At 47.8% G+C, this 12691-nt stretch carries 11 protein-coding genes; 10 read left to right on the forward strand and 1 reads right to left on the reverse strand.

Annotated features, from left to right (window positions below; all coding sequences use genetic code 11):
- Nucleotides 1–104: 104 nt before the first annotated feature.
- Together C7R91_RS17875 and C7R91_RS17880 are read left to right on the forward strand one after the other, a co-directional pair.
- Nucleotides 105–536 (forward strand): acyl-CoA thioesterase, encoded by a 432-nt coding sequence (locus C7R91_RS17875; protein WP_047070621.1) that lies wholly within the window; start codon nt 105–107, stop codon nt 534–536.
- 2 nt (nt 537–538) lie between these two features.
- Entirely contained in the window at nt 539–934 is a 396-nt protein-coding gene (locus tag C7R91_RS17880; RefSeq protein ID WP_012685113.1) for an FxsA family protein, read from the forward strand.
- Between the two features lie 78 nt (nt 935–1012).
- Here C7R91_RS17880 and ytvI read toward each other — a convergent pair whose 3' ends face one another.
- Nucleotides 1013–2143 (reverse strand): sporulation integral membrane protein YtvI, encoded by a 1131-nt coding sequence (ytvI, locus tag C7R91_RS17885; protein WP_047070622.1) that lies wholly within the window; start codon nt 2141–2143, stop codon nt 1013–1015.
- A gap of 424 nt (nt 2144–2567) precedes the next feature.
- On the opposite strand from ytvI, the gene citZ reads away from it, so the two are divergent.
- The 8 genes from citZ (at nt 2568) to C7R91_RS17925 (ending at nt 12323) form a co-directional block, all read left to right on the forward strand.
- A complete protein-coding gene (citZ, locus tag C7R91_RS17890; RefSeq protein ID WP_016738720.1) occupies nt 2568–3680 on the forward strand; it encodes a citrate synthase in 1113 nt (370 codons plus the stop codon).
- Nucleotides 3681–3833: 153 nt separating this feature from the next.
- Nucleotides 3834–5117 (forward strand): NADP-dependent isocitrate dehydrogenase, encoded by a 1284-nt coding sequence (gene icd / locus C7R91_RS17895; RefSeq protein WP_047070623.1) that lies wholly within the window; start codon nt 3834–3836, stop codon nt 5115–5117.
- A 52-nt stretch (nt 5118–5169) separates the two neighbouring features.
- Entirely contained in the window at nt 5170–6108 is a 939-nt protein-coding gene (mdh, locus tag C7R91_RS17900; RefSeq protein WP_047070624.1) for a malate dehydrogenase, read from the forward strand.
- A gap of 706 nt (nt 6109–6814) precedes the next feature.
- Complete coding sequence (locus C7R91_RS17905; protein WP_007725334.1) at nt 6815–7510, forward strand: response regulator transcription factor; 696 nt, start codon at nt 6815–6817, stop codon at nt 7508–7510.
- Nucleotides 7511–7523: 13 nt separating this feature from the next.
- Nucleotides 7524–9287 carry a two-component system histidine kinase PnpS gene (gene pnpS, locus C7R91_RS17910; protein WP_047070626.1) on the forward strand — a complete coding sequence of 588 codons (1764 nt, stop codon included), beginning with the start codon at nt 7524–7526 and terminating at the stop codon, nt 9285–9287.
- Between the two features lie 108 nt (nt 9288–9395).
- Complete coding sequence (gene phoU, locus C7R91_RS17915; protein WP_016738714.1) at nt 9396–10052, forward strand: phosphate signaling complex protein PhoU; 657 nt, start codon at nt 9396–9398, stop codon at nt 10050–10052.
- A 145-nt stretch (nt 10053–10197) separates the two neighbouring features.
- Entirely contained in the window at nt 10198–11286 is a 1089-nt protein-coding gene (locus C7R91_RS17920) for a PRK06851 family protein (RefSeq protein ID WP_047070627.1), read from the forward strand.
- 92 nt (nt 11287–11378) lie between these two features.
- The gene (locus tag C7R91_RS17925) at nt 11379–12323 is read left to right on the forward strand and encodes a VanW family protein (RefSeq protein WP_047070628.1); all 945 of its coding nucleotides are present in this window, start codon (nt 11379–11381) and stop codon (nt 12321–12323) included.
- Nucleotides 12324–12691: the final 368 nt, after the last annotated feature.

A 12691-nucleotide genomic window follows, 5' to 3' on the forward strand; every position in this document is an offset into this window, starting at 1 on the left:
TCCTCCCCGCGACTACAGCCACGTACGGCACTGGTCTTATATCAATGAGCCTCGAGTAGGGGGACTATGGTACAATCATTCTATAGAGAAAGGAGCGATCCAAAATGACTCCCATTATTCATTCCCATCGATTGCGTGTCCGCTATGGCGAAACCGATCAGATGGGTGTGGTCTACCATACGAATTATTTGAACTGGTTTGAAGTAGGAAGAACAGAATTGATTCGCCATGCGGGGATCACCTATCGTGAGCTGGAGGAAAAAGGCGTTCTCTTGCCTGTCACAGATGCGAACATCTCTTACAAACAGCCCGCCCGCTATGACGATGAAGTAGAGATATGGACGCGTGTAAAAGAGATCAGTCCTGTCCGTCTCACTTTTGCTTACGAGATTGTTAGATTGCCTGACCAACAGCTGTTGGTGTCAGGAGAGACGATGCATGTATTTACCAACACAGCTTTGAAGCCGATTCGCTTGTCGCGAGCGGTGCCTGACATCTATGATTGGTTGGACTCTCAGCATAAAGGAGGGGAATAGGCATGTTCCGCTTTTTTGCCATTCTGTTTGTCGTTGCGTTTGGTTTAGAGCTTTGGGGGCTTATTACCATTGGTTCTTGGATCGGCGGCTGGAATACAGTCGTGCTGGTCATTCTTACGGGGATCTTGGGAGCTTGGCTTGCGAAGCAGCAGGGGATGCAAGTATTTCGCATGGTCCAGCACCAGTTGTCGCGTGGGCAAATGCCTACGGATTCGCTCATCGATGGTGTTTTGATTTTAATCGGCGGCATTTTGCTCTTGTTGCCTGGATTCGTTACGGATGTGATTGGACTGGTCTTCCTCATTCCGTACACGAGGATGATTATTCGTCATCTCTTGAAGCGCTGGCTGTGGAACCTCATCTCGTCTGGCCGTGTTCAATTGTTTTTCCGCCGCTAATACACAGATATTCTCTATAAAAAAGAACCGCTCCGAGCTATGTACAAGCTGCTCGCAAGCGGTTCTTTTTACATGGGGTCAGGTTTTCTTCCCGCGGATGTAGCCCCATACATCGACGAAGACGTTGGCTTTTACCAAAGCATTGATCAAGACGAGTGAAACAGGTCCGATGATCAAGCCCAAGAATCCGAACAGCTGGAGGCCGACAAACAGCGCGACCAGCGTCAGGAGCGGGTCGAGACCGACGTTTTCGGCAACGACTTTTGGCTCGATAATTTGACGGAAAATCAAGACGACCCCGTACAAAATGGACAAGCCGATGACCATCGTGTAATTGCCTTTGAAAAACATGTAGATGATCCAAGGGACGAAGACGGTCCCTGTCCCAAGATAAGGCAAGAGATCGACCAAGCCCGTGATCAAGCCAATCGTAATCGCGTACTCGACACGCATGAACAACAGGCCAATAATCACAATGGCAGCGGTTAAGGAGATGAGAGTCAACTGCGCCTTGACGAACCCAAACAAGGCATTGCGCAAATCGATGAAAATTTGATCGAGACGGCTGTTTACTCCTTTTGGCAAAAGACGGCGAGCCCGTTCTTCCCAAAGAGCAAAATCTTTAGAGATAAAGAAGGCACCCATGATGGAAATGACGGAAACTGTTGCCATATTAGGGAGTGAGACAAGCAGGTTTTTCAATCCATCCAGGAATTTGACGATCAGGTTCTGCCCGACATTCGTGATAGTCGAGATCGCGCTGCCTACCGTATTGGTGAGCTTCTCTTGATATCCTGGATCAAGCTGATCATAAAACCACTGAATCTGATTGTACAGCCCCATTAAAAAGTCTTGAGAAATCGTAGTTTGCAAATAATGGGCCAGCTCCTGTGCAACGACTGGCAAACGCTTGGCCAGCTCTCCGATTTCCACGACCGTTTCCGTGATAATCAGTGTGACCACTCCGCCAGCGAGCAGCATCAAAACCAAGAGCGCGATAATGACCGAAAGCCAGCGTGGAATCCGGAACTTTCTAGTCATGAACGTAACTGGTTTGTTGATGATGAGCGCAATGATTAAAGCGATTAGAAATGGGTACAGTAAGGGTGTTGCATGTTGGAATACCCAAATCCCTACATAGACAAGCAGGCAAACCCATAACAATCGAATGATTTGAAAGAGGCGCTCTACCCAGTTTTCCTGATTCAAACGATTTCTCCTTTCCGCCGCGAAGGTGCGAACCTAATACTGATATTTCTATTATGCAGCATGCCTGATAGGTGGAGCAAGAATCGCGAAAAAACAAAACTCCGTTTCACCCTTCGAAACATTTTTTCGCTAACCTTATTCACAAAATCGCAATAATCTTTTATAATTGGGTCGTCTTAGTGGATTCTTTTCTCTCGCCTCTCCCCTTTAACGAGCGTCATTTTCATGTACGACCTTGTGAGGATTTGCGTGGATACATTCCCTGTCAAGAGTGGTGGATGAAAGAAACCGCTGCTTACAATTTCATAGATAAGATGTTCAAAAAGTCGTCTTTTTGGACTTGATCAGGGCGTTTATCAGTCATGGCGGACAAGCGAAGACTAGATAAGCACTACTACTTGAGTGGAAAAGGAGAGGGAGTTCTATGACAACTACTCGTGGACTTGAAGGCGTTGTTGCCGCTCAATCATCCATCTGTTCGATCGTCGATGGGGTTCTTTGCTATGGCGGGATCAACATCGATGAGCTGGCAGAACATGCAACTTTTGAAGAGGTTGTATATTTGCTCTGGCATGGAGCGTTACCGAAGCGTGATCAGCTGGACGCTTTGAAAAAACAATTGGGTGAAAATGCAGCAGTGGCTAAAGAAGTGCTGGAAAGCATTCGCCACTATCCAAAAGGCGTACACCCAATGGCGGCGTTGCGCACAGCTGTCTCTTCGTTAGCGCTCTACGACACAGAAGCGCAAGATATGTCTCCTGAAGCCAACTATCGGAAATCTATCCGTCTGATGGCACAAACTCCTACCTTGATCGCTGCTTACGAGCGTATGCGTAAAGGTTTGGAGCCAGTAGCTCCACGTGCAGATTTCACGATTGCACAAAACTTCCTCTACATGCTCACAGGACAAGAGCCAACAGAAACAGCAGTAAAAGCGTTTGACGTTGCCCTGATCCTGCATGCTGACCATGAGTTTAACGCATCTACATTCTCTGCTCGCGTAACTGTTGCGACTCTGACCGACATTTATTCCGGTATCGTGTCTGCAATCGGTACGCTCAAAGGCCCTCTGCATGGAGGCGCTAATGAAGCAGTAGCGAAAATGCTGAACGAAATCGGCGGCATGGCCAACGTAGAATCCTACATCCGCACTAAGCTGGATAACAAGGAAAAAATCATGGGCTTCGGACACCGTGTATACAAAGACGGTGACCCACGTGCGAAATGGCTGAAAGAAATGTCTAAAGCACTGACCGCGCAAATCGGTCGCCCTGAGCTGTTTGAGATGTCTGTGAAGATCGATGAAATGATTTCCGGTGAAAAAGGATTGAAGCCAAACGTTGACTTCTACTCCGCATCTGTTTACATTTCACTCGGCCTCGAAACGGACCTGTTCACACCGATTTTTGCTATCAGCCGTATGTCCGGCTGGACAGCACACATCATGGAACAGTATGAAAATAATCGTCTGATCCGTCCTCGTGCGGATTACACCGGTCCGGTCAACCAACATTACGTTCCAATTGACCGCCGCTAAGAACTCGCTATTTTCGAGCGTGGAGGGCAGGTGGTCAGCCAAGCTGATCGCTCCTGAGCGCAAGCTTGAGAACTACCACAACAGAGTGGTAGTTCTCCTACGTCTGGAAATATTCATAATCACCAAATATATATAACACTGGAGGGATTTTTTGTGTTTAAAAACCTGACGCAACCAACTGTAGGCGAAAAAATTACTGTGGATAACGGTAAACTGGTAGTTCCAAACAATCCGATCATTCCTTTCATCGAGGGTGACGGTACTGGCCCTGACATTTGGAAAGCTTCCGTTCGCGTTCTGGATGCAGCTGTAGAAAAAGCTTACAAAGGCGAGAAGAAAATCGCTTGGTTCGAAGTATTCGCAGGTGAAAAATCCTTCAACCAATACAGCGAGTGGCTGCCAGAAGATACGCTGACTGCTGTTCGTGAATACCTGATCGCAATCAAAGGTCCTCTGACTACACCAGTAGGCGGCGGTATCCGTTCTATCAACGTAGCACTGCGTCAAGAGCTGGATCTGTATGCTTGCGTACGTCCTGTTCAATACTTCGATGGCGTTCCATCCCCAGTGAAACATCCTGAATTGACAGACATGGTAATCTTCCGCGAGAACACTGAAGACATCTACGCTGGTGTTGAGTGGGCTGAAGGTACTCCAGAAGTGAAAAAAGTTATCGACTTCCTGCAAAACGAAATGGGCGTGAAGAAAATCCGCTTCCCAGAAACTTCTGGTATCGGTATCAAGCCTGTTTCCAAAGATGGTACAGAGCGTCTGGTTCGTGCAGCGATCGAATATGCAATTGACAACAAGCGCAAATCCGTTACCCTCGTTCACAAAGGTAACATCATGAAGTTCACGGAAGGTGCGTTCAAAAGCTGGGGTTATGCACTGGCTGAAGCAGAATACGGCGACAAAGTGTTCACTTGGGCACAATACGATCGTATCAAAGCTGAAGGCGGCGACGCTGACAAAGCACAAAAAGAAGCAGAAGCAGCTGGCAAAATCATCGTGAAAGATGTAATTGCTGACGCGTTCCTGCAACAAATCCTGACTCGTCCAGCTGAGTATGATGTAGTAGCAACCCTCAACCTGAACGGTGACTATGTATCTGATGCATTGGCTGCACAAGTAGGCGGTATCGGTATTGCTCCAGGTGCAAACATCAACTACCTGACTGGCCATGCGATCTTCGAAGCAACTCATGGTACAGCTCCGAAATACGCTGGTCTGGACAAAGTAAACCCATCCTCCGTGATCCTGTCCGGAGAAATGATGCTGCGTCACCTGGGCTGGAACGAAGCAGCTGATCTGATCATCAACTCCATGGAAAAAACCATCTCCGCGAAAACAGTAACATACGATTTCGCTCGTCTGATGGAAGGAGCACAAGAACTGAAATGCTCCGAGTTTGCTGACGCTCTGATTCAAAACATGTAAGATAGATTTGGGCACAAATTTTTACACTTACATTTTTGGAGGGGAATCGTTCATGGCATTCAACCGTAAAAAAATCGCTGTTATCGGTAGTGGCTTCACTGGTGCAACAACTGCATTCATTTTGGGGCAAAAAGAACTGGGCGACATCGTATTGGTTGACATTCCGCAACTGGAGAACCCAACAAAAGGTAAAGCGCTCGACATGATGGAATCCTCGCCAGTATTAGGCTTTGATGCAAGCATCACAGGTACTGCCAACTATGAAGACATCAAAGATGCTGATCTCGTCATCATCACAGCAGGTATTGCCCGCAAGCCTGGCATGTCCCGCGATGACCTGGTTAACACCAATGCTGGCATTATGAAATCTGTTGCAGAGCAAGTAAAAACATATGCACCAAACTCTATCGTGCTTGTACTGTCCAACCCAGTTGACGCGATGACGTACACCTTCTTCAAAACGTCCGGCTTTCCAAAAGAGCGCGTAATCGGTCAATCCGGCGTTCTGGATACAGCTCGCTTCCGTACCTTCGTGGCGATGGAGTTGAACGTATCTGTAGAAGACGTAACGGGCTTCGTTCTGGGTGGTCACGGTGATGACATGGTTCCTTTGGTTCGCTACTCTTATGCTGGTGGTATCCCATTGGAAAAATTAATCCCGAAAGACCGTCTGGATGCGATTGTAGAGCGTACCCGCAAGGGCGGTGGTGAGATCGTAAACCTTCTGGGGAACGGATCAGCTTACTATGCACCTGCGGCTTCCTTGGTACAAATGGCTGAAGCCATCATCAAGGACAAAAAACGCATTCTGCCATCCATTGCTCTTCTCCAAGGAGAGTACGGCTACAACGATCTCTACCTGGGTGTACCGACCCTGCTCGGCGCAAACGGGATCGAAAAAGTGATCGAATTGGATCTGACTGCCGAAGAGAAAGCAGCGCTCGACAAATCTGCTGACTCCGTACGCAGCGTAATGGCTGTTTTGAAATAAGATCAATACATGTAAGACGCCTTTCTTTGGGAAGGCGTCTTTTTCTTGTCAAAGTGGCTCTAGTGGGGGGAAGAAGCGAATTTCCAGTCTGCGCTTCGGCCTCCGCCCCGCAAGGGGGATTGACTGTCCGCTTCGGAATAAATGGCGGGAGCGCTTCAAACGCAGATGTTTCGAGGAGGTAGTCCATGAGTGAAGCTGAAATTCCCCGCCATTTATTCCTACGCTGAGATGGGCTCCAGAGGCGCTTGGACTGGAAATTCGCTTCTTCTACGCAGCTTTTGGCTATTTATAAAAAGCGCTCAAGGAAAAAACGTGTGGGTTAGCTGGAAAATTTCTTTGAGTCCACTTGCAAAACGTAGTAAAAGCAATACATACATCCACAGCTGTCCGAAAGCACTGTCACATGTTTGGAAGGAGACCGCCCGAACGTAGAGAGGATATAGGCGACTGGAAAACATGTGGCAGGGCTTCTCCCGACCACAACAGTTAGAAGACCTTTTTCATGTAGATACCTTTACCTAAAAGAGGAATACTATTGCCAAGCAAGTAAGGTTCTATGAGCGCATTCGGCATGTCTTTACAAAAAAATTACTTGTTTTCCGCAATGAGCATTGGCAGACTGAGTATTGTAGAGAGAAGTATTTTTCAGGGGACGTAGGTTAGAAAATCGAGCGCAAGCATTGCAACGCTAGGGGGAAACAGACAGATGATCAAAGTATTGGTAGTGGATGACGAAGCTTCTATTGTAAAGCTATTGCAATTTAATCTTGAAAAATCAGGATTTCAGGTCGTAACTGCTTTTGACGGTAAACAGGCCTTGGAAATGGTGAAGAGCGAGCAGCCAGATTTTATCATTCTTGATTTGATGCTTCCCAAGATGGATGGAATGGACGTGTGCAAAACCTTGCGTCAAGAACGCAATAATACGCCGATCTTGATGCTTACAGCGAAAGATGATGAGCTCGACAAGATTTTGGGGCTTGAGCTTGGTGCCGATGATTATTTGACAAAGCCTTTTAGCCCGAGAGAAGTAATTGCCCGCGTGAAAGCAATCCTGCGCAGGTTTCAGAACACGCCAGAAGCGACTACTGCGCCTCAAGAGGTGTTGCTCCAATTTGGAGATATTCGCATCTACCCGGAGAAGTACGAGGTGTTTTGCAAAGACGTCAAGGTCGAGCTGACGCCAAAGGAATTCGAGTTGCTCAACTATTTAGCGAGCCATCAAGGGCGTGTACTGACGCGCGATCAATTGTTGAACGCTGTTTGGAACTACGATTTTATCGGGGATTCTCGAATCGTGGACGTGCATGTCAGCCATTTGCGCGAAAAGCTTGAGGATGACACGAAGAACCCGAAATACATCAAAACAGTTCGCGGATTAGGATACAAACTGGAAGGATAACGGAGGATTTACCTTGACTCGCTTTCGAATCAAACTCACTTTGACTATTTTGGGTTTAATCTCTCTCGTACTATTGGTGATGGGGATGTATTTTGCCAAAGTGCTGGAGAATTCCTACCTCCAATCACTGAATGAGCTATTGTCCCGCGAGTCGAAGCTCATTGCTCAGGCTGTCCGTATCCCGAATGTCTTTACCGATAAGGCGACGTTAGCGGATCGGGTCACACAAGTAGCGCCAACGGATGAAGTACGGATCACCATTATCGACAAGGATGGTCAGGTGATGTACGACAACTCCTCCCACACGGAAGAGATGGAAAACCACCATGACCGACCAGAGATGAAGGCAGCGTTACAAGGAGAAACAGGGATTTCCCGCCGTTTCAGTGAGACGCTCGGCTATGACATGATGTACGTTGCAGTACCTGTTGAACTGAACAACGAAATATTCGGTGTTGTTCGTTCAGCGATGTCGATGAAAGATATTACCGATACGATCCACAAAATGTGGTACAGCTTGCTCACTGGTTTATTGGTTACTTTGGTAGTCGGATCGATTGTCGTTTCTCGCATTTCCTTTTCCATTATTCGTCCGATCGAGGAGATCACCCGGGTAGCCCGCAACATTACACAGCGCCAATATGAGAGCCGTGTGAGAATCAAAGCAAAGGACGAGATCGGTCAGCTTGCAGGCGCGATTAACTTCATGGCATCGAGCCTGGAGCAGCAGATGTACGAAATCTCGGAGAATCAGCAGCGACTGGCAGGGGTGCTGACCAATATGACGAGTGGCGTGATTTTCATTTCAGAACAACGTCGGATCATGCTGGTCAATCCAGCCGTTGAAAAGCTGTTGGGCACTGCTGGACATGAGATCGTAGGGAAGCTGCATATCGAGGCAGGCAAAAGCTTTGGGCTCAGCCAATACATCGACAGGTGCCTCGACAGAAGCGAGAAGTTCCGCCAAGAGGTGCACATCTATTACCCGCAGGAGCGCATCCTTGACGTCAATTTTGCTCCCTACATTAACTTCAAGGGGGAGTCGAGGGGGGTGGTCGTGGTGCTGCATGACATCACCGACATTCGCCGCCTAGAGAAGATGCGCAGTGACTTCGTGGCAAACGTATCGCATGAGCTACGCACGCCGATTACCTCGATCAAGGGCTTCACGGAGACCTTGCTTGAAGGGGCGATGCAGGACGAAGAAACATGTCGCAACTTCCTGCAAATCATCTCGGATGAGAGCGAGCGGCTCTACCGAATGATCCGCGATATTTTAGATCTTTCCAAAATCGAGCAAAAGCGAATCCCATTGCATCTGAGTCAGGTTCACTTGCAGGATTTGATCAGCTCGGCAGTTGCTATCATGCATGACCAGGCACAGCGCAAGGAATTGACGATCACGCTCCCTTCACCGAAGCCAGATATTTGGCTGATGACGGATAAGGATTGCTTGCAGCAGATCATCTTGAATCTGTTGGCGAACGCGATCGCCTATACGCCAGAAGGTGGAAAAATCAACATTAAGACAGAAGCAGACAGCGAAAACATCACCATTCAAGTCATGGATACCGGGATCGGCATTCCGGAAAAGGAACTCACGCGTATCTTTGAGCGGTTTTATCGCGTAGACAAGGCCCGCAGCCGCGATTCAGGTGGAACAGGTTTGGGCCTCGCAATTGTGAAGCATCTCGTGGAAAATTTGCACGGACATATTAGTGTGGAGAGCAGGGAAGGAAGAGGGACAACCTTCACTGTTACGCTTCCCCTTACCTAAAACAACAACTGAAAAAACATTTACACAAACAAAATAGTAGCTTTACTTCTACAATACAATCGCCTTGTACCATTTGACATGTCAGACACTAGAAGGGGGAAGAGGGAAATGTCACGGCACGCTTTTGAAGAACAGCAGGATGTACTGCACCGCAAGCTCATGACGATGGGTACGTTGGTGGAAGAAGCCATTCATAAATCCATTAAGAGTCTGGTTGAGCGGGATGCCCAACTGGCTGAACAGGTTATCGCAAGTGATCCTGTGATCAATGAGTTGGAGCAAGAAATACAGAGCGATTGCTTCCGTCTCATTGCGCTGCAACAGCCAGTCGGAGGTGACTTGCGACGCTTGGGAACAATGTTGAAGCTGGTGACGGATTTGGAGCGAATGGGTGATCATGCCGTTTCCATTGCCAAGACGACCCGACGCTTGATGGCGGACCCATACGTGAAACCCCTCATCGATATTCCGATGATGGCTGATCACGTCAAGGCGATGGTGCGAGATTGCTTAAATGCGTATATTGCACGTAACAAAGAAGCGGCAGAAGAGATTGCCTCACGCGACGACATTGTTGATAAATTGTACTCCACGATTTTCCATGATCTGATTGAATTGATGACGAAAAACAGTCAGGCCATTTCGCAAGGAACGCATTTGCTCTTGGTCGCGCAATATTTGGAACGGATTGCCGATCATGTTACGAACATCTGCGAATGGATTATTTATATGTCTACTGGTAAAATGACGGATTTGAATAAATAATACCCGAATGACAAAAAGCCGCTGTGAGCTATGAATATTAGCTGGCAGCGGTTTTTTTACGGTTGTAGACAGACGCCTATTCTCCCTTTTGTGCATACAATACATCGATTCAATGGCACTAGAAGAAGTACAGGAGGGAAAGGCAATGGCCACAAAAGTTCGCCATATATATGCCGCAGGGAATACCGCGCGAGGATACAAGACGTTTTATGACTCCGTATTGGAAGGCTTGGAGCGCGTCTATATTTTGACAGGGACAGTGGAAGGAATTACCTCACCGCTCATAGAGGCGATTGGCAATCAAATAGCACGAGAGACAGATGAAGTAGAGTGGATTCATTCGCCTTTTGTGAACGGGCAGTTTGATGGTGTTATTTTTCCAAAGTATAAAGTGGCGATCATGGATGGAAGCTATCCACGGATTTGGAGACCCGCTTCTCCGGGTGTAAAGGAAATTCAGGTTAATTTGCAGTCGATGCTCAACATTGATCAGCTAGTGGATGACAAAGACCAGATTGCCAGTTGGTACGAAGAGATTTTTAGGAAGAGTGAAGAGGCATATCAAGCTTTTGGCGAGGCGCTGCGCATCCACGATGAGTGGGAGGCTCCCTACATTGAGCACCTCAACAGAGAAGAAGCCAATCGCGTCACGGAAGAAGTAAAAGCCTTGTTCTTCGGAGAGGAACAACTGGAAAAGAAAGCAAAGGTACGGCGTATGTATTTGGGGGCAGCGACACCGCAGGGGCCCGTAGATCATATCATGAAGCTGACCGACCATTTGGAGAAGCGCTACTTCATAAAGGGCAGACCAGGCTCTGGCAAGTCCACTATGCTGAAAAAGTTGGTGGAGGAAGCCAAAACACGCGGCTTTGACGTGGAAGTGTACCACTGTGGGCTAGACCCGCACAGCCTTGATATGGTCATTATTCCTGAGAAGGGCCTTGCTATTTTTGACAGCACCGCACCCCATGAGTATTTTCCAAGCAAAGATACAGATGAGGTTATCGATATGTATGAACGGGCAATTGAACAAGGCACAGATGAGGTATATGAAGAAGAATTAATGGATATTCAAGTGAGATACAAGCAAAAAGTGAAAGAAGCAACGGCGAATCTTCTCGCTGCCAAGGAGCTGCGCGACCAGTTGAACAAAGCTTACCAGGACGCGGTGGATCAGCAGCGTCTCAAGGCAGTTACGCAAGCGATCGTCAGCAGACTGACGAAGATGAGCTAATCGTATTCAAGTCGTAGAATGAAACCCGTTCGACTGCTCATACTACAATAACGGAAGATGATCGTTGTTGGAGAATGGAGGTGAGCAGCCGGATGGGTTTTGCTATGACGTTGGCTCTGTTACTGTTAATCAATCCCCTCGACCCAACGAATTTTTTGCAGATAGAGATGGAGGGCAAGACGGTAGCTATGCTCAATCGGGCTGATTATTCTCTTCCCTTTGATGGCGTTCCTTTAGTCGATGACAGCAAGCTTGCGCGAATGGTGGAAGAGTTGGCAAAAAAAGCGTACATCGAGCCAATCAATGCAACGATTAATAACGCCGGGGCCATTGTTCCAGAAGTCAAGGGAAGAAGGCTAGATGACCTGGCATTTCGCGCGCGTTTTTACGATTATTTTTACGGTACGGGAGCCGCAAGCATGAATGTTAGCTATAAAGAGGTATTCCCGAAGGTAGACAAGACTCTTATCAGTCAGGTTCGGAAAAAAAGGATCGGACAATATGCGACCTATTTCAATGCAGGCAACCGAAATCGCGTACACAACATCAAGCTCGCCGCACAGGCGATTAACAATTATGTGGTATTGCCAGGAGAAGTTTTTTCTTTTAATAAGGTAGTGGGCAAGCGTACGAAAGAAAAAGGGTATTTGCAGGCGCCTATCATAGTCAGGGGAGAGCTGTCGGAAGGCATCGGGGGAGGAATCTGCCAAGTATCGTCTACGTTGTTCAATGCGGTAGACCAGGCAGGCTTGCACATTATGCAGCGCTATTCTCACAGTCGAAACGTAGCGTATGTACCTCCAGGTCGAGACGCAACCGTGAGCTGGTACGGTCCTGATTTTGTGTTTCAAAACAAGTACGCCTACCCGGTCTTGATCCGTGCGATCGCGAGCAACGGAAGCATGTACGTGACGGTTCACTCTTTTCCAGAAATTGAGCATGAGCCACGAAATGTTCCAAGTGTACGCCGCGCTACCCCTGAGGAAGCACCGAATGCCTCGTCTATTTTGAATGGAAATGGGCCGACAATTCCTTAGAGATGTGTCGGTTTTTTTGTGGCTTGGGTACGAGACTGCGGTGGGGAGAAGAATATTTCCAGACTAGGCTCCAGGCTCCGTCCTGCTGAGGGCTGAGACTGTCCGCTCCGAAGGGATTTGCGGGGAAACGCAAAAGTGGTAGCCGCTACGCCGCGTAGGCACGGTTGCGTTTCTTTTGCCCGCAAATCCCTTCTCCGCTTAGTAGGACTCCACAAGTCGCTACGTCTGGAAATATTCTTCTCTGTCGTGACTGATTACATTATTCAATCTGTTAAGGCATTTAAAACCCGTTTAAAACGGAAAGCTCGTAGAGGAAACAGGAGAAAAAAGCGAAGATCTTAGGGACACCGACCGAGGCGCAATGAAAA

Origin of the sequence: Brevibacillus formosus, from assembly GCF_003013405.1 — a bacterium.
In the GTDB taxonomy this organism is placed as follows: domain Bacteria; phylum Bacillota; class Bacilli; order Brevibacillales; family Brevibacillaceae; genus Brevibacillus; species Brevibacillus formosus.